Consider the following 20,323-nt stretch of genomic DNA (forward strand, 5'->3'; position numbering starts at 1 on the left):
GGTTTGGTGATTCGCGTAGGAGCGAGGCTTGCCCGCGAAGCTTTTTGGTTCAGACCAGCAAATCCTCATAAAACGCACCAAACGGCCGGGTAGGGTGGGCGATCTGGATTTCCAGAATCCATAACCCCACATTCGGACATTCCTCGAAATTCCCCAGATCCCCGGCGCGATAAATCGCATGGGGGAAATCACTGACCCGGTGCCCCTTGATTTCCAGGTTCAGCTTCCAGCCCATCGCCGTCGCCTGTTCGTCGGCGTAGCGATACAGCTCGGGACCGGCCACCTGCCGGGTTCGCCAGTAATCGTGAACCTGATCGAACAAGGTCTTCGCGGCCGTCGCGCACGCCTTCATCTCGGAATCGTCGCCGACGACGAACGTTGCGCCGGAGTCGCCTTCATGGCGATCCCAGACCACGCCGAGGTCGATAAAGAAAATGTCGTTCTCGGCCAGTACCGGATCGCCTTCGGAGCGTTGCTTGAAGGTTTTCAGGGTGTTTTCGCCAAAGCGGATCTTTGACGGGTGCCAGATGCGGTCCATTCCCAGCTCGTTCAATACGTCGAGGCTCATGGCCAGTGCCTCGGACTCACGCATGCCGGGTTTGATGCGTCGGGCCATTTCGTCGATGGCTTCCCACGTCTTGCGTTTGGCGTGCAGCATGCCTTCCAGGCTGTACGCCAGGCCGACGGCTTCTTTGAGAGGTGCATTCATCATCAGGTCTCGGTGGTGTACTGTTTTTTTCGTTGTGTAGTTATCTATATAGCGAAGTCTGTGTGGACACTGCAACGGCACAAACGACACACGCCTCTGGCGTCCCGGTCCGGCGGCCTTATAATGCCCGCCTTTGCGTAGATCAGCAGGCTGTCACTCCTTGGCAAATATAGATAACCCGGCCGCCGAAATGGCGGCCGACGGCTTTTTCCGCATCGCGTTGGGCGTTGAATACAAAGGCTCTCGCTATCGCGGCTGGCAGCGTCAGGCTTCCGGTGTGCTCACGGTGCAGGAAACCCTGGAAAACGCCTTGTCCAAAGTTGCCGACTCACCCGTGTCGCTGCTGTGCGCCGGGCGCACGGACGCCGGCGTGCATGCGTGCGGGCAGGTGGTGCATTTCGACACACAGGTCGAGCGGTCGATGAAAGCCTGGGTCATGGGCGCCAACATCAACTTGCCCCACGACGTCAGCGTCAGTTGGGCCAAGGTCATGCCGGCGCATTTCCATGCGCGGTTCAAGGCCATCGCCCGGCGCTATCGCTATGTGATCTACAACGATCAGATCCGTCCGGCGCACCTGAACGAAGAAATTACCTGGAATCACCGTCCGCTCGACGTCGAGCGCATGGCCGAGGCTGCGCAATACCTGGTCGGCACCCACGACTTCAGCGCTTTTCGCGCCGGCCAGTGCCAGGCCAAATCGCCGGTCAAGGAGCTGCATCACCTGCGCGTCACGCGTCACGGCAAGATGATCGTGCTGGATATCCGCGCCAGCGCCTTCCTGCACCACATGGTGCGTAACATTGCCGGTGTATTGATGACCATCGGCGCCGGTGAGCGTCCGGTGGAGTGGATGAAGGAAGTGCTGGAGAGCCGCATTCGCCGTTCTGGCGGGGTAACGGCGCATCCATTCGGCCTGTATCTGGTGCAGGTCGAGTACCGCGACGAGTTCGAATTGCCTGAACGTTACATTGGCCCACACTTCCTGACCGGTTTCACCGAACTTGACGGCTGACGCCCTCGAACGCATTTGTTACCATCCGGGACTTTCTCGGATTTACCCTGAGGTTTTATCGACATGTCAGCCGTTCGCAGCAAGATTTGCGGGATTACCCGCATAGAAGATGCGTTGGCGGCGGTCGAGGCCGGGGCTGATGCCATCGGGTTTGTGTTTTACGCCAAGAGCCCGCGGGCTGTGACGTTCCAGCAAGCGCGCGACATCATCAAGGCGCTGCCGCCGTTCGTGACGACCGTGGGTTTGTTCGTCAACGCCAGCCGTTGCGAGTTGGGAGAGTTGCTCGACGCCGTGCCGCTGGACCTGTTGCAGTTCCATGGCGACGAAACCGCTGCCGACTGTGAAGGCTGGCATCGGCCGTACATCAAGGCGCTGCGGGTCAAGGCGGGCGACGACATTGCGGCGGCATGCAATGCGTTTCCAAGTGCCAGCGGTATCCTGCTCGACGCCTACGTTGAAGGTGTACCTGGCGGAACCGGCGAAGCGTTCGACTGGTCTCTGATACCGCAAGGCTTGAGCAAGCCGATCATCCTGGCGGGCGGTTTGACGCCGGACAACGTCGGCGAAGCGATTGCCCGGGTTCGGCCTTACGCCGTGGACGTCAGTGGTGGAGTAGAGGCGAGCAAGGGCATCAAGGATCACGCAAAGATTCAGGCATTCATTAACGCAGTACGCAGCAGCAAGTAGTTGATGTGACGGCTGGCAGACTGCCGCCGTCCCAAAATGCACTGCGCTGCACAAAGCAGGCACGGCTGAGGATTGATGGGTTGTACGCAGGTCACGCTTCACTGACCCGGCCACCCACCGATCATCGCCACACACATGAATTTAGCTCAAGGGCATACGCGGGGCTGCGAACCAGAGCGTTCGGGCCGCCGGTACTGGAGAAAGAAAGCATGAGCAACTGGTTAGTAGACAAACTGATCCCTTCGATCATGCGTTCCGAGGTCAAGAAGAGCTCGGTGCCTGAAGGTCTGTGGCACAAATGCCCGTCTTGCGAGGCTGTGCTGTATCGTCCGGAGCTGGAAAAGACCCTGGACGTTTGCCCGAAGTGCAACCACCACATGCGTATCGGCGCTCGCGCCCGTATCGACATCTTCCTCGACGCCGAAGGCCGCAGCGAGCTGGGTGCGGACCTGGAGCCAGTCGACCGTCTGAAGTTTCGCGACGGCAAGAAGTACAAGGACCGCCTGACCGCTGCGCAAAAGCAGACCGGCGAAAAAGACGCGCTGATCTCCATGAGCGGCACCCTGCTGGGCATGCCGGTGGTGGTTTCGGCCTTCGAATTCTCCTTCATGGGCGGTTCCATGGGTGCGATCGTCGGTGAGCGCTTCGTACGCGCCGCCAACTACGCCCTGGAAAACAAATGCCCGATGATCTGCTTCGCCGCTTCCGGCGGTGCGCGGATGCAGGAAGCCCTGATTTCCCTGATGCAAATGGCCAAGACCTCTGCGGTACTGGCGCGTCTGCGTGAAGAAGGCATTCCGTTCATCTCCGTGCTGACCGATCCGGTCTACGGCGGCGTCTCCGCCAGCCTGGCGATGCTTGGCGACGTGATCGTCGGCGAGCCGAAAGCCCTGATCGGCTTCGCCGGTCCACGCGTGATCGAGCAAACCGTTCGCGAAAAACTGCCGGAAGGCTTCCAGCGCAGCGAATTCCTGCTGGAGCACGGTGCGATCGACATGATCATTCACCGTCAGGAACTGCGTCCGCGCCTGGGTAACCTGCTGGCGCAACTGACCGGCAAGCCGACGCCGAAATTCGTCGCCGCGCCAATCGAGCCGATCGTCGTTCCGCCGGTGCCTGCAAACATATGACCCAACGCACCCTTGGCGAGTGGCTCGCCTACCTTGAGCAGTTGCACCCTTCGGCCATCGACATGGGCCTTGAGCGCTCGCAACAGGTAGCGTCCCGCATGGGGCTGGGCAAGCCGGCGCCTCGGGTGATCACGGTCACCGGCACCAACGGCAAGGGTTCCACCTGCGCATTCGTGGCTTCATTGCTGCGGGCGCAGGGTCTGAAGGTTGGTGTCTACAATTCTCCGCACCTGCTGCGTTACAACGAGCGGGTGCAGGTCAACGGCGTCGAAGCGACGGATGCCGAGCTGTGCGAAGCCTTTGCTGCGGTAGAGGCAGGGCGTGGCGAAACCTCCCTGACTTACTTCGAAATGGGCACCCTGGCGGCGTTCTGGCTGTTTCAACGGTCAGCGCTGGATGCCGTGGTGCTGGAAGTCGGTCTGGGCGGGCGACTGGACACGGTCAACGTGGTGGATGCCGACATGGCGCTGGTGACCAGCATCGGCGTGGATCACGCGGATTATCTGGGCGACACCCGTGAGTCAGTGGCCTATGAAAAGGCCGGTATCTTCCGCCAGGGCGCGCCTGCGCTCTGTGGCGACCTGAATCCTCCTCAACCTCTGCTGGACAAGGCGCGCGAGCTGGCTTGCCCGTTTTTCCTGCGGGGACGCGATTTTGACCTCGGTGTCACCGATCACAACTGGCAATGGCGCGGTCTTGACGCTCAAGGACGTGTAGTCGAGTTGCATGATCTGCCGTTGCTCGATCTGCCGATGGAAAACGCCGCGCTGGCGTTGCAGGCGTACCTGTTGCTCGGTTTGCCCTGGGTCGATGCGCAGATTATTGATGCGCTGAAAGCCACGCGGGTGGTTGGTCGTCTCGACCGCCGCCAGTTCGACTGGCAGGGCAAGCGTCTGAACCTGTTGCTGGATGTGGGGCATAACCCTCACGCCGCCGAATACCTGGCCCGTCGTTTGGCGAGCCGACCGCCGGCCGGCAAGCGTCTGGCGGTGTTTGGATTGCTGGCGGACAAGGATCTGGATGGTGTTGTCGGCGAATTGAATGCTAGTGTCCAGCACTGGGCTGTTGCGCCGCTGGATTCGCCGCGGGCACGACCGGTCGCCGATTTGCACGGGGTGCTGCACAACCTCGGTGCTTCAGTCGCGTCCTATGACAGCGTGGCCGCCGCCCTGGAAGGGCAGTGCGCGCTGGCGACGAGCGACGACGAAATTCTGTTGTTCGGATCATTTTATTGTGTTGCCGAGGCCCTTGAATGGCTGGCCCGGCGCTCCACGGAGGAAGCGGCAAATGGCATTGCTGGATAAGGCTTACAAACAGCGCATGGTCGGCGCCCTGGTGCTGGTGGCGCTGGCGGTGATTTTCCTGCCGATGCTGTTTTCCCGTCAGGATGAGCAGCGTCAGGTGACGGTCGAAGCGCCAGCCGCCCCGCAAGCGCCTTCGGTGCCGCAGGTGCAGGTTGAGCCGGTGGCGGTGCCTGAGCCGCAAGTCTTGCCGCAGGAGCCTGTGCCGAGTGATGACGACATCGCGCAGCAGGAAGAGCCCGTAATGCCGATCGCGCCGACTGCGCCCGTCGCACCTGCGCCTGCCGCAAAACCGGTAACGCCGCCTCCGGCACCGGCTCCGGTCAACAAACCGACGACTGCGCCGAGCCAGCCGATTACCGCCGCACCGGGTAAGCCGGATACTACTCAAAGCCGCGTCGACGCCAATGGCCTGTCGGTCAGCTGGTCGGTGCAACTGGCCAGCCTGTCGAGCCGTGCCAGCGCAGAAAACCTGCAAAAAACCCTGCGCAGCCAAGGCTACAACGCCTACATTCGCACGGCTGACGGCAAGAATCGGGTGTTCGTCGGGCCGCTGATCGAGCGTGCGGAAGCCGATCGTCTGCGCGACTTATTGAACCGCCAACAGAACCTCAAGGGTTTTGTGGTGCGCTTCCAGCCTGAGCGCGGTTGAAAACTATCGACCCGATTTGAAATGCACTGACAATCGCAGCTTACCGATAAGCATGGGCTCTGCTAAAATGCGCCGCCTTATCCGTCTGTAGGCTGCACTGTGCCATTTACCTGGGTTGACTGGGCGATCGTTGCAATCGTCGCCATCTCCGCATTGATCAGTCTGAGCCGCGGCTTCGTCAAAGAAGCATTATCGCTGGTGACCTGGATCATCGCAGGAGTCGTCGCCTGGATGTTCGGTGGTGCATTGTCCGAATACCTCGCCGGATACATCGAAACGCCATCGGCACGTGTGATCACGGGCTGCGCAATAATGTTTGTCGCCACGCTGATCGTAGGCGCAATGATCAATTATCTTATCGGCGAATTGGTTCGCGTCACCGGGTTGTCCGGGACCGATCGATTCCTCGGCATGGCCTTCGGCGCCGCGCGTGGCGTGTTGCTGGTGGTCGTGGCGGTCGGGCTGTTGAGCCTGGGGCCGGTACAGCAGGACGGGTGGTGGCAACAGTCGCAACTCGTGCCAAAATTTCTATTGGTCGCAGACTGGTCCAAAAACCTGATTCTCGGGTGGAGCAGTCAGTGGCTTGCCAGCGGTATCAGCGTACCCGCTGAAATACCGTTCAAGGAGCACCTCTTGCCGACGGCCAAAACGCCTCAGTGAGTTGTGTTCAGTTCAGATCCATTAAGTAGGGGTTGCGTCGCATGTGTGGCATCGTCGGTATCGTCGGTAAGTCGAACGTCAATCAGGCGCTGTATGACGCGCTAACCGTCCTCCAGCACCGCGGCCAGGACGCTGCCGGTATCGTGACCAGCCATGACGGCCGGTTATTCCTGCGCAAGGACAATGGCCTGGTGCGTGACGTGTTCCATCAGCGTCACATGCAGCGTCTGGTCGGTCACATGGGCATTGGCCATGTGCGTTACCCGACCGCGGGCAGCTCGACCTCGGCCGAAGCTCAACCGTTCTACGTCAACTCGCCTTACGGCATCACCCTGGCGCACAACGGTAACCTGACCAACGTTGAACAGCTGGCCAAGGAGATTTACGAATCTGACCTGCGCCACGTCAACACCAATTCCGATTCGGAAGTGCTGCTCAACGTGTTCGCGCACGAACTGGCCCAGCGTGGCAAGTTGCAGCCTACCGAAGAAGACGTGTTCGCTGCCGTCACTGACGTGCACAACCGTTGCGTCGGTGGTTACGCTGTCGTGGCGATGGTGACCGGTTACGGCATCGTCGGTTTCCGCGACCCGCACGGCATCCGTCCGATCGTTTTCGGTCAGCGTCACACCGACGAAGGCGTGGAGTACATGATCGCCTCCGAAAGCGTGTCCCTGGACGTGCTCGGTTTCACCCTGATTCGCGACCTGGCACCGGGCGAAGCGGTCTACATCACTGAAGACGGCAAGCTGCACACCCGTCAGTGCGCGACCAACCCGTCCCTGACTCCGTGCATCTTCGAACACGTCTACCTGGCGCGTCCGGACTCGATCATCGACGGTGTCTCGGTTTATAAAGCCCGTCTGCGCATGGGTGAGAAGCTCGCCGAGAAGATCCTGCGCGAGCGTCCGGATCACGACATCGACGTGGTTATCCCTATTCCGGACACCAGCCGTACCGCTGCGCTGGAGCTGGCGAACCACCTGGGCGTGAAGTTCCGCGAAGGCTTCGTGAAGAACCGTTATATCGGTCGTACCTTCATCATGCCGGGCCAGGCTGCACGGAAAAAATCCGTACGCCAGAAGCTCAACGCCATCGAACTGGAATTCCGCGGCAAGAACGTGATGCTGGTGGATGACTCGATCGTTCGCGGCACCACTTGCAAGCAAATCATCCAGATGGCCCGCGAAGCTGGCGCCAAAAACGTCTACTTCTGCTCCGCGGCACCGGCCGTTCGCTACCCGAACGTCTACGGCATCGACATGCCGAGCGCTCATGAGCTGATCGCCCATAACCGTTCGACCCAGGACGTCGCGGATCTGATCGGCGCAGACTGGCTGATCTATCAGGACTTGCCTGACTTGATCGAAGCGGTCGGTGGCGGCAAGATCAAGATCGACAAGTTCGATTGCGCGGTGTTCGACGGCCAGTACGTGACCGGCGACGTTGACGAGGCTTACCTGAACAAGATCGAGCAGGCACGTAACGATGCCTCCAAGGTCAAGACGCAGGCAGTCAGCGCGATCATTGATCTGTACAACAACTGAGTAAACGCGCGGCCTGTAGGAGCGAGGCTTGCCCGCGAAGCTTTTGGTGTTCCCAAAGGCCCCTTCGCGGGCAAGCCATGCTCCTACAGGCCGTTTTTGTATCTATTAGCGAGTAGGGAAAGGAGTGACAGCATGAGTCAGGATTGGGATGCCGGTCGGCTGGACAGCGACCTCGAAGGCGTAGCGTTCGATACCCTGGCCGTACGCGCCGGTCAGCACCGCACGCCGGAAGGCGAACACGGTGATCCGATGTTCTTCACTTCCAGCTATGTATTCCGTACCGCCGCCGACGCGGCCGCACGTTTTGCCGGGGAAGTGCCGGGCAACGTTTACTCGCGCTACACCAACCCGACCGTGCGCGCGTTCGAAGAGCGCATTGCCGCCCTGGAAAGCGCCGAGCAAGCCGTGGCCACCGCCACTGGCATGGCCGCCATCATGGCGGTGGTGATGAGTCTGTGCAGCGCCGGCGATCATGTGCTGGTCTCGCGCAGCGTGTTCGGTTCGACCATCAGCCTGTTCGAGAAGTACTTCAAGCGCTTCGGCATCGAAGTCGATTACGTGCCTCTGGCGGATCTGTCCGGCTGGGACGAGGCGATCAAGGCCAACACCAAATTGCTGTTCGTCGAGTCGCCGTCCAATCCGCTGGCCGAGCTGGTGGATATCGCCGAACTGGCGAAAATCGCTCACGCCAAAGGCGCGATGCTGGTGGTCGACAACTGCTTCTGCACGCCTGCACTGCAGCAGCCGCTGAAGATGGGCGCGGACATTGTCGTGCACTCGGCGACCAAGTTCATCGACGGCCAGGGCCGTTGCATGGGCGGCGTAGTGGCCGGTCGCAGTGAGCAGATGAAAGAAGTGGTCGGTTTCCTGCGCACCGCCGGGCCAACCTTGAGCCCGTTCAACGCGTGGATCTTCCTCAAAGGCCTGGAAACCCTGAACCTGCGCATGAAGGCGCACTGCGCCAATGCCCAGCAACTGGCCGAGTGGCTGGAGCAGCAGGACGGTATCGAGAAAGTCCATTACGCCGGCCTGAAAAGCCATCCGCAGCATGCGCTGGCACTGCGTCAGCAGAAAGGTTTCGGCGCCGTGGTGAGTTTCGAGGTCAAGGGCGGCAAAGAGGGCGCGTGGCGCTTTATCGATGCAACCCGATTGATTTCGATCACCGCCAACCTTGGCGACAGCAAGACCACCATCACCCACCCGAGCACCACCTCCCACGGCCGTCTGGCGCCGCAAGAGCGTGAAGCCGCGGGCATTCGTGACAGCCTGATCCGCATTGCGGTCGGTCTGGAAGACGTGGCCGACCTGCAGGCTGATCTGGCGCGCGGGTTGGCTGCCTTGTGATCGAATTGTCCACATCGTCCGCTTCCAATGGTCGCGTTGCACTGGTCACCGGTGCTGCGCGAGGCATTGGTCTGGGGATCGCGGCCTGGCTGATCAGCGAAGGCTGGCAGGTGGTGCTGACGGACCTGGATCGGGTGCGCGGTTCGAAAGTGGCGAAGGTGCTGGGCGACAACGCCTGGTTCATCGCCATGGACGTCTCGAACGAAGGGCAGGTGGCGTTGGGTGTTGCCGAAGTGCTGGGGCAGTTCGGGCGTCTGGATGCGCTGGTGTGCAACGCGGCAGTGGCCGATCCGCACAACATCACCCTGGAAAGCCTCGATCTGTCTTACTGGAATCGGGTACTGGCGGTAAACCTCAGCGGGCCGATGCTGCTGGCCAAGCACTGTGCGCCGTACCTGCGTGCTCACAGCGGTGCGATCGTCAACCTGGCCTCGACCCGCGCCGGGCAGTCGGAACCCGACACGGAGGCCTATGCGGCGAGCAAGGGCGGTCTGCTGGCCTTGACTCATGCCTTGGCGATCAGCCTCGGGCCGGAAATTCGCGTCAACGCCGTCAGCCCTGGCTGGATCGATGCGCGAGACCCTGGGGTGCGGCGTGCCGAACCACTGACCGAAGCCGACCATGCGCAGCATCCGGCGGGCAGGGTAGGGACGGTCGAGGACGTGGCGGCGATGGTTGCCTGGTTGCTGTCGAAGAATGCGGGTTTCGTCACGGGCCAGGAGTTTGTGGTCGATGGCGGCATGACCAAGAAGATGATTTACAGCGAATAGCAGTGCGGAGGCGGTCTTCTGCATTGATGCCTAATGTCCCGGCCTCTTCGCGAGCAGGCTCGCTCCCACATTAAAAACGCGGTCCACTGTGGGAGCGAGCCTGCTCGCGAAGCGGTCTGACGGTCGTGCACATCCCCAGGGATGACACGATTTTGTCTTTTTCAGAAAAACTTCAATCCTGCTATTGACTTAGCTTCGTTAGGTGCGTAAATTTCGCGGCCTCAGAGAAGCAAAGGGTGATTAGCTCAGCTGGGAGAGCGTCTGCCTTACAAGCAGAATGTCGGCGGTTCGATCCCGTCATCACCCACCACTTCTTGAGACTCTTGCGAAAGCAGGAGGGAAGCTGAAAAGCCTCCACCGACGCGCAGCGGTAGTTCAGTCGGTTAGAATACCGGCCTGTCACGCCGGGGGTCGCGGGTTCGAGTCCCGTCCGCTGCGCCATATTTTCCAAGTCAGGTTTATCCCTGATTTGAGATTGAAAGAGAGATTGAAAAGTCTCGAAGCTTCAATCAGACGAGTTAGGACGCAAGTCCAAAGCGATACGCAGCGGTAGTTCAGTCGGTTAGAATACCGGCCTGTCACGCCGGGGGTCGCGGGTTCGAGTCCCGTCCGCTGCGCCATATCTGCCTCAAGGCCCACTGAACGCCTTGGAGCTACGAAGAAGCCTCTGGTGATCTTCGAGTCGATAGCAAAGACCCTGGTCGAAAGACCGGGGTTTTTTGTGTCTGAAATTTGGCTTTTATGCTACTTCACGCTTACCCATATGACCTTTCTGCACGTCCGTTGCATAAAGGACTTCCTTCGTAGCTCTGACATTAATTAGAATCACTCTCATTTACGATAACTCCTTGGCACAGGGCTTCTTGAGATGAGTGATGCAGCGATGCCGAAGGAGCAAACCCTCCACGACCTGTACCGCGATCACCGTGGCTGGCTGGAAGGCTGGTTGAGAAGGCGCATGGGCAACGGATGTGATGCGGCGGATTTGAGTCAGGATACGTTCTTGCGTGTGCTCGCCAGCTCTCAGCGCATCGCTGACTTGCAAGAGCCCCGTGCCTATCTGCTGACCGTCGGCAAACGCCTGTTGAGCAACTTCTATCAGCGTCGCAGCCTTGAGCAAGCCTATCTGGCTGCGTTGGCGTCGATGCCTGAAGACTGTGCGCCATCACCCGAACAGCGCTGGCTGCTGCTGGAAACCCTGCAAGCACTGGATGAGCTGCTCGACGGACTGCCAAGGGCGGTGCGCCGAGCGTTTCTCTGGAGTCAGCTTGAAGGCTTGAACTACCAGCAAATCGCCGAGCGCCTGCGGGTGTCGGAGCGCACGGTCAAACGTTACATGGCGCAAGCCTACGAGCATTGCCTGTTGGTGGAACTGTGAACAGTCAGTCTTCATCCGATCCCCGTCAGGCCGTCCGGGCTGCGGCACAATGGCTTGCGTTGCTCGAATCTGGTGGCGCCAATGAGCAGGACCGCGCGAACTTGCAGCGTTGGCGCGACACCTGCGCCAGTCACGAGCAGGCCTGGCAGAAGGCCCAGGCCTTGCGTCAGCGTTTCGCCGATCTGCCGTCGGCGCTGGCGCTGAGCAGCCTGGACCGCCCTGATCCTGGCCGACGCGCAGTGCTGAAGCGCGCATTGGGCGCCGTGGCGTTGGTGCCGGCGGCCTGGCTGATCAGTCGACAATTGCCTCTGGACGTCTGGCGTGCCGACCTGCACACCGCCACTGGCGAGCGCAAAAAGGTGCAGCTCGCCGATGGCAGTTCCTTGCAGCTCAATACCGCCAGTGCCGTCGATGTGGATGTGCAGAACCGCCGCGTGAAGCTGATAGAAGGCGAGCTGTCGCTGAAGGTGCCGGGCACTGCGCCGCTGACGATCCAGACGAAGTTCGGCAACGTTATCCTCAGCCAGAGCGAAGTCTGCGTGCGCCAGGAGGCGCGCGGCTGTCGGGTGTCGGTGTTCAACGGTAGCGTGCAGTTGCGGCCCCTGCATGGGCCGGCACTGGCATTGCGCGAAGGGCAGCAGGTCAGCCTTGAAGCGGCGGGTGTCGGCGCGATCACGCCATTCGATGCACTTGCGCCGGGTTGGCGTGAAGGCGTGCTGATGGCGAAGAACCAGCCGCTGGGGGATTTCCTGCGCGAACTCGGCACTTACCGACCGGGCGTTCTGCGCTGGGAGCCTGAACTGGAAAGCCTGCGTGTCACCGGCAGTTTCCGTCTCGACGACACGGATCGCGTCCTCGCGCTGCTTGCGGCCAGTCTGCCGCTGGAGGTGCATTCCCGAACCCGCTACTGGGTCACGTTGCTGCCGCGCAAAAATAGTGTGTAAAGCCTGTCCCCTTTTTTCGACTCGCTTGTCATTCAAGGCATGTGAACGAATCAAGAGAGCAAATTCAATGCCTGCACCTTGTTATCCGCGTCTGCGTCCGTTGTTGCACCTGAGCCTGTTGTTGGGCCTGAGTGCCAGTCCATTGTTCATAACCGCAAGCTGGGCCGAAGACAGTGCCCGACGCAATTATCAGGTGCCTGCCGGCAGCCTGAGTGATGCGCTGACCCGTTTCGCGGGGTTGTCTGGGGTCAATCTCTCGGTTGATCCGGCGCTGGTCAGCGGTCGCAACAGTACCGGCCTGTCTGGCGATTACGCGGTCGAGGAGGGCTTTGCGCGACTGTTGCAGGGTTCCGGTCTGCAGTTGCAAGCGGTGGGCGAGCAGGCGTACATCCTGACCCCGGCGCCAGAAGGCAGCAGCCTGCAACTGGCCCCGACCTCGATTCTTGGTGCCACCGGCGGGGCGGACGGCGAGGTGTATGCCGGCGGTCAGGTTGCGCGTCGCGGCTCGCAAGGTTTGCTGGGCTCGAAAGACTTCATGGAAACGCCGTTCAGCATGACCACCTACACCAGTGAGGCGGTCAAGAACTTGCAGGCACGTACCCTGGGCGAGCTGATCGCCAGCGATCCTTCCGTTCGCGCCACCAACCCGGCCGGTGGGCGCTATGAGCAATTCACCATTCGCGGGTTCAGCCTGTTCAACAGTGATGTCGCCTACAACGGCCTCTACGGCGTTTTGCCGACCTATACGATCGACATGGAGATGGCCGACCGCGTCGACATTCTCAAAGGCCCGAGCCAGCTCATCAACGGCATCTCGCCGCGAGGTGCCGTGGGTGGCGGGATCAACGTGGTGCCCAAACGCGCGACTGACAAGCCGATCACTTCGTTTACCGGCAACTACGCGTCCGACAGCCAGACCGGCGGTGCCGTGGATATCGGCAGACGCTTCGGTGAAGACAACAAGTTCGGCATTCGTTTCAACGGCGTAAAACAGTCCGGCGATACCGAATGGGATCACCAGAATGTCGACCGCGAGATGGCCGTGCTGGGGCTGGATTTTCGCGGTGAGCGCCTACGACTCTCGACTAACCTGGGGCGCACCGAGCGCGATACCGACGCCCCGCAGGAGCGCGTGCAAGTTGGCGCCGCCGCACAGGTTCCGCATGCCAGCGATGTCCGCCACAACTATGCGCAGCCCTGGAGCAAGGCGAGTACCAACGACACGTTCGGCACAGTGAACGGCGAATTCGATGTCAGTGATAACGTGATGCTGTACGGCGGTGTGGGCGCGCGCGAAAGCAAACATGACTTCCTCCGTCATGCCGTTGCGGTCACCAACAACCGGGGCGACTTCAGCGTTCAACCCCGTGACTTCACCCGTGACGAAAGTGTCCGGACGGCTACCGCCGGGGTGCGCAACTGGTTCCATACCGGGCCCGTGAGCCATGAAGTCAACCTGGCTGCCAGCTATTTCTACATGGATTTCGAAAATGGCGGCGCCCGTTATGCCACGGCCAACAGCAACCTCTATAACCCGGTGGTAACAGCGACACCTGTCAGGCCCACTCGACTCGATTCGAAGGTCTACACCGAGAACCGCTTCAGCGGTCTGGCGCTGTCCGACACGCTGGGGTTCTTCGATGATCGCCTGTTGCTGACCCTCGGCGCCCGCTGGCAGCGGGTGAAGGTTGATGACTGGACTGACAATGTCAAAGGCGACACGGCCTACGATGAAGAAAAGGTTTCGCCGTCGGGCGGCATCCTCTTCAAGGCAACCGACAAGCTGTCGCTGTACGCCAACTACATGGAAGGCTTGAGCCAGGGCAAGATCGCGCCATCGACTTCAGTGAACGAGGACGAAATATTCCCGCCGTTTATCAGCCGTCAGGTCGAGGTTGGCGCCAAGTATGACGCAGGTGCGTTTGCCGTCACCGCCGCAGTGTTCCGGATCAAGCAGCCGGCCTATGAAACCAACGCCACGACCCGCGTCTTCGGCCCGAACGGCAAGCGCCAAAACGAGGGCGTGGAGCTGAGCGTGTTCGGTGAGCCGCTCAAGGGTTTCCGCTTGCTCGGCGGTGTCATGTACATCGACAGCGAGTTGACTGATACCGCCAACGGCACCTTCGACGGTAACCGTGCGCCAGCAACGCCGGAATACAACGTCAACCTCGGCGCCGAGTGGGATGTGCCGACCTTGCAGGGGCTGACCCTGACCAGTCGCGGCATCTATTCCAGCTCGCAGTATCTGGACCAGTCCAACGTCAAGGAAATCGATTCGTGGGAGCGTTTTGATGTAGGCGCCCGCTACGCGTTCAAGGTCGAGGAAAAGAACATCACCTTGCGCGCCAACATCGAGAACGTGGCGGGCAAGCGCTACTGGAGTTCGGCCGGGGCGTCGGATGACAGCGAGCCGGGATTGACGCTGTCGACGCCGCGCACGTACTTGCTTTCGGCGACTGTCGATTTCTGAATCGGACCTGTGGGAGCGAGCAGGCTCGCTCCCACAAAGTAGTGCGGTGTTGCTCAGTAGCCGAACTTGTCTCGCAATCCGTAGTACCAGGCGCCCAACGCCGCAAACGGTGTGCGCAGCAATTGCCCGCCGGGGAAAGGGTAGTGCGGCAAGTCGGCAAATGCGTCAAAACGCTCAGCCTGGCCGCGCAACGCTTCGGCCAACACCTTGCCTGCCAGGTGCGTGTACGTCACGCCGTGGCCACTGCAACCCTGGGAGTAGTAGATGTTGTCGCCCAGGCGTCCGACCTGCGGAAGACGCGACAGGGTCAGCAGGAAATTGCCGGTCCAGGCGTAATCGATCTTCACGTCCTTGAGCTGCGGGAAAGCCTTGAGCATCTTCGGTCGGATGATCGCTTCAATATTCGCCGGGTCCCGCGCGCCGTACACCACGCCACCGCCGAAAACCAGGCGCTTGTCGCCGGTCAGTCGGTAATAGTCGAGCAGGTAGTTGCAGTCTTCGACACAGTAATCCTGCGGCAACAGGCTCTTGGCCAACGCTTCGCCCAATGGCTCGGTGGTAATCACCTGCGTTCCACACGGCATCGACTTGGCTGCCAATTCTGGCACCAGATTACCGAGGTACGCGTTGCCCGCTACGATGATGAACCTGGCCCTGACCCTGCCCTGAGGCGTGTGCACTACCGGGGTTGCGCCGCGTTCGATGCGTACCGCCGGCGACTGCTCATAGATAGTGCCGCCCAACGACTCGACCGCCGCGGCTTCGCCGAGTACCAGGTTCAGCGGATGAATGTGCCCGCCGCTCATGTCGAGCATGCCGCCAACGTATTGCTCGCAGTTCACCACTTCACGAATGCGGCGTTGATCCAGCAGCTCAAGTTGCGTGTGACCAAAACGCTCCCACAGACGCTTTTGCGATTCCAGATGGCCCATCTGCTTGCCGGTGAGCGCGGCGAACACACCACCGTCCTTCAGGTCGCACTGAATATTATATTTGGCGACCCGCTCACGAATGATCCGTCCACCCTCGAACGCCATCTGCCCCAACAACTGCGCCTGCTTGGGGCCAACGCTGCGCTCGATCACATCGATGTCGCGGCTATAACTGTTAACGATCTGGCCACCGTTACGACCCGATGCACCGAACCCCACCTTGGCGGCTTCCAGCACTGTGACCTTGAAACCGTTTTCCAGCAGAAACAGGGCCGAGGACAGGCCGGTGTAACCGGCACCGATCACACAGACATCAGTCTCTACATCACCCTGCAGGGCCGGGCGCGGCGGAACCGCATTGGCCGATGCGGCGTAGTAGGACTCTGGGTAGGGTGTGTTCGCCATCCTGCTGCCTCTGTTTAATATATTTTACGAGTGCATCGATCCTACCCGAGTTAAAAATCGACCGCCAGCCACCACAAAATCTTCTTTGCAGCCGCGAAATTAAATATTTTGCATATTCATAGGGTTAGCTCGAAAAAAGGTGTTGACACCCCTCCGGAATTCCGTAGAATGCCGCCTCACAGCAGGCACGTAGCTCAGTTGGTTAGAGCACCACCTTGACATGGTGGGGGTCGTTGGTTCGAGTCCAATCGCGCCTACCAAACAAAATCCGCTCTGCTGGGCGGTCTAGAAGGGCTCACCGAAAGGTGGGCCCTTTTTTGTTGTCTGCGATTTGCAAAAAGGTTGCACATCCTGGGCGTATCTCGGTGCCCTCTCGGCTTTGAGGGGGGGGTTATTGCTTTGTTGCTTCATTCGACGAGGATGCCGAGGAGAGGGCCAGCAATCACCACCCGTGCAAGCGATAACCGCTGAGCAGGCAATCCCCGATTTAATGGGCTACTACTGACAGGCTGATCCAACTCAAACCTGACTGGAGTATCTCGATGCTTGCCCACTGGTTTTTTGCGGCGATTCATCTCTTGGCTTACGCCCTGGGTTTCTGGGCCGTACTGACCCGCGGCAGCGCTTTTCGGCGGTTGGCCGCGGGGCTGGGTGAGGCGCGCAGCGTCTTGATTGCAGATAATCTGTGGGGCATTTCAGCGGTCATTCTGCTGATCACCGGTGGGATGCGAGCCTTTGCCGGGTACGAAAAGGGCACTGACTACTATCTTCACCAGCCATTGTTCCATCTGAAGATGACACTTTTCGTTCTGATTCTGCTGCTTGAAATTGCGCCGATGATCACCCTGATCAAATGGCGGATTGCGCAGGCGCGTGGCGCAGCCATTGATGCCAGTCGTGCGAAGCTGTTCGCGCGGATCAGCCATATCGAAGCGCTGCTGGTGATGTTGATGGTCGTGGCAGCCACGGGCATGGCGCGGGGAGTGACGTTTGGTTAGCCGAGTACGAATGCATACTTTCCCAGGCTTAATCCGAAACGTCCGACAGCCATGACGTGAGACATGCCGGTAGTATCGGCTTCACGTTCGGGGATGGGGCGGGATGCAGGAGTGATCGCTGTGCGTGAATCTTTAGCCAGCCGTGGTTCGGGGGCGAACAGGCTGGCTACTGACTGCAGCAGGATTCAGGATTGTGGCTTGTCCGGGGCGGTCAGGCCTGCCTGAATGCGCTGATAGATTTCTTCGCGGTGTACCGCAACGTCTTTCGGGGCGTTGATGCCAATTCTGACTTGCTGGCCGCTTACGCCCAGAATGGTGATCGTAATGTCATCGCCAATATTTATGCTTTCACCGACTTTGCGGGTGAGTATCAGCATGGTCTTCTCCTTGATTGCTTTGTAGGGCACCTGATTCGGACAGTGCAGAGGTCGGTGGTATCTATAGATTAGTGCGAAGTTTCACGGTTTGGGTGCCTCTTTCTGACGCGCAGATGCTGCATTGATTCCCAAGGCGTAACTATACAGAGGCCGCCTCCATGATTCTCGTTGTTTTGCGCCCATTTTGCGGCACTCGAGAAGTATTCATGGGTGTTAAAATCTCCGCTTTCAGCATTCAGAGGGAAGCGTTGTGCGCAAAATGGCTTTGGTAATCGCAGTACTGGCATTGGCGGGATGCGGTGAGGATAAGCGCGCTGATGCGCCAAAGCCGCAGCCAGCCGTGGCGGCAGCGCCAGCGGCGGTATCTGCGCCGCAGTGGGATCTGGAAGTGCGAGGTGAAATAACCCAGGCTGTCAGCGACCTGAGTGGCTGGCTGATCGAGCACAGTTTCGTTTCCAGCGTGATCAAGGAAAATGGCAAGACCCGCATCCTGATGGGGCCATTCAATTCCAAAGCCGAAGCTGAAGCCAAGCAGGAAGAAGTGCGCGCGGCGCTGACCCGGGCGAAAAAACAGAACATCGAACTGCTGGTCATCGAGCATCCGGTGACTCAGTAAGACGTCATCGACCGCCCAAACGCTTGGGCGCCAGCAGCACGATTGAAAACGAAAAAGGCCTGGGGCATTCAACCCCAGGCCTTTTTGTTTTCAACAAGCGCTTAACCGCAAGCTTTCATGTCCACCGGCCCGACAAACTCGTTGCCGCGCCCCATCACGCACGCCACGCTCTGATTGCGCTGACGTTCCCAGGCCTGTACCGGATAGGTTTTGTTCCATGCTTCGTACAGTTGCCGATCCTGTTTCGACAGGCGCAAACCGTACTGCTTGCTCATGTAAAAGTACGTCCGCGCGATCATTCCGCGAATGGAAGGGCGGGGCATGACCTTTTTGGCCTTGAAGTCGACCTGGGTCAGGCACGAACCGTATTGGCCCGATTGCTCCGGCAACCAGCCAAAACTGAAATTGCTGCGATCGCCATTCACCTCGCCGATGCTCGGCACCAGATTATGCAAGTCGGCCTCGGCCTTCTGGTAGGTCGGGTCGTAGCGCGTGCAGTTCTTGCGTCCGCCTTCCTGCCAGCACTGACGCTGATGGCCGATCTGCCAGGCGGGGACGATGTGTTCCCACTCGATGCGCGAAGCGCGCTTGGCATTTTTGCGTGGCACATAACCGCAGGCCGACAGGTCCACCTTGTTGCCGGTGTATTTACAGCCGCAATAGAACTCGGTGGATTGCGGGGCGTACAGCTTCCAGGCGACTTTCTTGGCTTCGTTGAAGGTGCGCGGGGCGTCAGCTTGCGCGCCCATCGCGAAGAGCAAAAACAGCAAAGCAAAAAAACGGACACTCATTGACTCAATCTTCCTTCGGCACAACCCAGAAAATCTGCACACCGCCATCGTCGCGGTAGGCGAGGGTGACGTTGTCGTTTTCGTCGATTTCTTCGAGTAGTTGCTCCCACTCATCCACTGGCTCGTCCGGAAGTCGGAAGATCAGGGCCGCCTTGGCTTTCTGGGCGGTGGGGGAGTTGATGATTTTCTGAACGCGCATACCCATGCGTACATAGGCATCAGGAGAGGCAGAGGTGGTGGCCACGGAATTGTCCTTATTAAGCTGTACGTGCATACAGTATTTAACTGTAGGCATTTTCGCAACTGCTTAAAATTCAAGAAAATCCTCTGACAGCAGTTTTTCCCGATTGGTGTAGGACGAAGGAGATTTTTTTATCAGATAGGAGGCCACTCGCCGTAGCGGGCGAGTGGTGAAAGCGGTGCCCGACCGGAACCGGTCGGGCGAGGGCGAATCAGTATTCCCAGAACATCCGTTGCAGTTCTTTGCTGTCATTGGTCTTGGTCAGCGCGACCATGGCCAGGATACGAGCCTTCTGTGGGTTCAAGTCATGGGCAACAACCCAGTCGTACTTGTCGTCCGGCTGTTCGGCGTTACGCAATACGAAGCCACCGGCGTTGACGTGGGAGGAACGAATGATTTGCACGCCATCCTTGCGCAGGGCTTGCAAGGCTGGAACCACGCGCGAAGACACCGAACCGTTGCCGGTGCCCGCGTGGATGATGGCTTTGGCGCCGGATTGAGCCAGCGCTTTGTAGGCGGTATCACTCACGTTGCCGTAGGAATAGGCGATTTCGACGTCAGGCAGGCTCTTGATGTTCTTGATGTCGAACTCCGAGTCCATGGTGTGGCGCTTGGCCGGCAGGCGGAACCAGTAGGATTTGCCTTCGACCACCATGCCGAGAGGACCCCAGGCACTTTTAAACGCCTCGGTCTTGATGTTGATCATCTTGCTGACGTCGCGACCCGACTGGATTTCATCGTTCATGGTCACCAGTACGCCTTTGCCGCGCGCGTCTTTGCTGCCGGCCACGGCCACGGCGTTGTACAGGTTCAGCATGCCGTCTGCGGACATCGCGGTGCCTGGGCGCATGGAGCCCACGACGATGATCGGCTTGTCGGTTTTTTCCACCAGGTTCAGGAAGTAGGCAGTTTCTTCCAGGGTGTCGGTGCCGTGGGTGATGACGATGCCATCGACGTCTTTGCTGTCAGCCAGTTCGGCCACGCGACGACCCAGTTGCAGCAGGTTGTCGTTGGTAATGCTTTCGGAGGCGATCTGCATGACCTGTTCGCCGCGAACATTGGCCAATTGGCTCAGTTCCGGAACGCCGGCGATCAACTGTTCGATGCCGACTTTCGCCGCTTGATACGTCGCGCTGTTGGCGGCGCTGGCGCCCGCGCCGGCAATGGTGCCGCCGGTGGCCAGGATCACCACGTTCGCCAGTTTCTGTTTGGTTTCGACTTCTTTCGCCTGAAGGGCTGTCGGAAGGAGTAGCAGGAGGGCCAAGGCGCCCGGAACAAAAGTCTTGAAAGCAGATGTCATTATTTTTCTCTCTAGTAGTGAGACGGTGCGGATGCAGGTTCATCTAGATGCGCCCC

Annotated in this window: 20 protein-coding genes and 4 tRNA genes; 18 read left to right on the top strand and 6 right to left on the bottom strand. The window is 59.7% G+C overall.

Going from position 1 to position 20,323, the window contains the following annotated elements; genetic code table 11:
- Positions 1-49: 49 nt before the first annotated feature.
- Entirely contained in the window at positions 50-709 is a 660-nt protein-coding gene (locus tag KGA82_RS21085) for a M24 family metallopeptidase (RefSeq protein ID WP_223452333.1), read from the bottom strand.
- Between the two features lie 190 nt (positions 710-899).
- On the opposite strand from KGA82_RS21085, the gene truA reads away from it, so the two are divergent.
- The 15 genes from truA (at position 900) to KGA82_RS21160 (ending at position 14,607) form a co-directional block, all read left to right on the top strand.
- Positions 900-1,724 (top strand): tRNA pseudouridine(38-40) synthase TruA, encoded by an 825-nt coding sequence (truA, locus tag KGA82_RS21090; RefSeq protein WP_032828713.1) that lies wholly within the window; start codon positions 900-902, stop codon positions 1,722-1,724.
- Between the two features lie 63 nt (positions 1,725-1,787).
- Positions 1,788-2,411, top strand: coding sequence for a phosphoribosylanthranilate isomerase (locus tag KGA82_RS21095; protein ID WP_008037628.1), 624 nt, complete (start codon positions 1,788-1,790; stop codon positions 2,409-2,411).
- A 209-nt stretch (positions 2,412-2,620) separates the two neighbouring features.
- Positions 2,621-3,541: an acetyl-CoA carboxylase, carboxyltransferase subunit beta gene (gene accD / locus KGA82_RS21100; RefSeq protein ID WP_008028281.1), complete on the top strand. Its 921-nt coding sequence runs from the start codon at positions 2,621-2,623 to the stop codon at positions 3,539-3,541.
- Positions 3,538-4,845 carry a bifunctional tetrahydrofolate synthase/dihydrofolate synthase gene (folC, locus tag KGA82_RS21105; protein WP_008037626.1) on the top strand — a complete coding sequence of 436 codons (1,308 nt, stop codon included), beginning with the start codon at positions 3,538-3,540 and terminating at the stop codon, positions 4,843-4,845. Before accD ends, folC begins: the two co-directional genes overlap by 4 nt.
- Positions 4,829-5,494: an SPOR domain-containing protein gene (locus KGA82_RS21110; protein WP_008037624.1), complete on the top strand. Its 666-nt coding sequence runs from the start codon at positions 4,829-4,831 to the stop codon at positions 5,492-5,494. Before folC ends, KGA82_RS21110 begins: the two co-directional genes overlap by 17 nt.
- 99 nt (positions 5,495-5,593) lie before the next feature.
- Positions 5,594-6,154 (top strand): CvpA family protein, encoded by a 561-nt coding sequence (locus tag KGA82_RS21115; protein ID WP_008028275.1) that lies wholly within the window; start codon positions 5,594-5,596, stop codon positions 6,152-6,154.
- A gap of 41 nt (positions 6,155-6,195) precedes the next feature.
- Positions 6,196-7,701, top strand: coding sequence for an amidophosphoribosyltransferase (purF, locus tag KGA82_RS21120; protein WP_007935163.1), 1,506 nt, complete (start codon positions 6,196-6,198; stop codon positions 7,699-7,701).
- A gap of 132 nt (positions 7,702-7,833) precedes the next feature.
- Positions 7,834-9,045 carry an O-succinylhomoserine sulfhydrylase gene (locus tag KGA82_RS21125; RefSeq protein WP_223452288.1) on the top strand — a complete coding sequence of 404 codons (1,212 nt, stop codon included), beginning with the start codon at positions 7,834-7,836 and terminating at the stop codon, positions 9,043-9,045.
- Positions 9,042-9,815: an SDR family oxidoreductase gene (locus tag KGA82_RS21130; RefSeq protein WP_223452290.1), complete on the top strand. Its 774-nt coding sequence runs from the start codon at positions 9,042-9,044 to the stop codon at positions 9,813-9,815. Before KGA82_RS21125 ends, KGA82_RS21130 begins: the two co-directional genes overlap by 4 nt.
- A gap of 234 nt (positions 9,816-10,049) precedes the next feature.
- Positions 10,050-10,125: transfer RNA gene (locus KGA82_RS21135), tRNA-Val, on the top strand.
- Between the two features lie 54 nt (positions 10,126-10,179).
- A tRNA-Asp gene (locus tag KGA82_RS21140) sits at positions 10,180-10,256 on the top strand.
- 102 nt (positions 10,257-10,358) lie between these two features.
- Positions 10,359-10,435, top strand: a tRNA-Asp gene (locus tag KGA82_RS21145).
- Between the two features lie 248 nt (positions 10,436-10,683).
- The gene (locus tag KGA82_RS21150; protein WP_223452293.1) at positions 10,684-11,193 is read left to right on the top strand and encodes a sigma-70 family RNA polymerase sigma factor; all 510 of its coding nucleotides are present in this window, start codon (positions 10,684-10,686) and stop codon (positions 11,191-11,193) included.
- On the top strand, positions 11,190-12,137 hold the full coding sequence (locus KGA82_RS21155; protein ID WP_223452297.1) for a FecR domain-containing protein: 948 nt from the start codon (positions 11,190-11,192) through the stop codon (positions 12,135-12,137). The genes KGA82_RS21150 and KGA82_RS21155 overlap by 4 nt, the downstream gene beginning before the upstream one ends.
- Positions 12,138-12,204: 67 nt before the next feature.
- Positions 12,205-14,607, top strand: coding sequence for a TonB-dependent receptor (locus tag KGA82_RS21160; RefSeq protein ID WP_223452301.1), 2,403 nt, complete (start codon positions 12,205-12,207; stop codon positions 14,605-14,607).
- Positions 14,608-14,660: 53 nt separating this feature from the next.
- Here the strand turns inward: KGA82_RS21160 and KGA82_RS21165 are convergent, their stop codons facing one another.
- The gene (locus KGA82_RS21165) at positions 14,661-15,944 is read right to left on the bottom strand and encodes an NAD(P)/FAD-dependent oxidoreductase (protein ID WP_223452310.1); all 1,284 of its coding nucleotides are present in this window, start codon (positions 15,942-15,944) and stop codon (positions 14,661-14,663) included.
- 183 nt (positions 15,945-16,127) lie between these two features.
- Between KGA82_RS21165 and KGA82_RS21170 the strand changes: the two genes are divergently transcribed.
- Both KGA82_RS21170 and KGA82_RS21175 read left to right on the top strand, forming a co-directional pair.
- A tRNA-Val gene (locus KGA82_RS21170) sits at positions 16,128-16,204 on the top strand.
- Between the two features lie 282 nt (positions 16,205-16,486).
- Positions 16,487-16,942 carry a DUF2214 family protein gene (locus KGA82_RS21175; RefSeq protein ID WP_008037579.1) on the top strand — a complete coding sequence of 152 codons (456 nt, stop codon included), beginning with the start codon at positions 16,487-16,489 and terminating at the stop codon, positions 16,940-16,942.
- A 185-nt stretch (positions 16,943-17,127) separates the two neighbouring features.
- Here KGA82_RS21175 and csrA read toward each other — a convergent pair whose 3' ends face one another.
- A complete protein-coding gene (gene csrA, locus KGA82_RS21180; protein WP_008028241.1) occupies positions 17,128-17,319 on the bottom strand; it encodes a carbon storage regulator CsrA in 192 nt (63 codons plus the stop codon).
- A 250-nt stretch (positions 17,320-17,569) separates the two neighbouring features.
- Here csrA and KGA82_RS21185 point away from each other — a divergent pair, with 250 nt between their 5' ends.
- Positions 17,570-17,935 carry an SPOR domain-containing protein gene (locus KGA82_RS21185; protein ID WP_223434824.1) on the top strand — a complete coding sequence of 122 codons (366 nt, stop codon included), beginning with the start codon at positions 17,570-17,572 and terminating at the stop codon, positions 17,933-17,935.
- A 101-nt stretch (positions 17,936-18,036) separates the two neighbouring features.
- On the opposite strand, the gene KGA82_RS21190 is transcribed toward KGA82_RS21185, so the two are convergent.
- The 3 genes from KGA82_RS21190 to KGA82_RS21200 form a co-directional block, all read right to left on the bottom strand.
- A complete protein-coding gene (locus KGA82_RS21190) occupies positions 18,037-18,726 on the bottom strand; it encodes an endonuclease (RefSeq protein ID WP_008028239.1) in 690 nt (229 codons plus the stop codon).
- A 4-nt stretch (positions 18,727-18,730) separates the two neighbouring features.
- Complete coding sequence (locus tag KGA82_RS21195; protein WP_008037577.1) at positions 18,731-19,021, bottom strand: DUF1654 domain-containing protein; 291 nt, start codon at positions 19,019-19,021, stop codon at positions 18,731-18,733.
- A gap of 157 nt (positions 19,022-19,178) precedes the next feature.
- Positions 19,179-20,267: an asparaginase gene (locus tag KGA82_RS21200; RefSeq protein ID WP_008037575.1), complete on the bottom strand. Its 1,089-nt coding sequence runs from the start codon at positions 20,265-20,267 to the stop codon at positions 19,179-19,181.
- Positions 20,268-20,323: the final 56 nt, after the last annotated feature.

This window comes from Pseudomonas sp. BF-RE-22, from assembly GCF_019956155.1.
In the GTDB taxonomy this organism is placed as follows: domain Bacteria; phylum Pseudomonadota; class Gammaproteobacteria; order Pseudomonadales; family Pseudomonadaceae; genus Aquipseudomonas; species Aquipseudomonas migulae.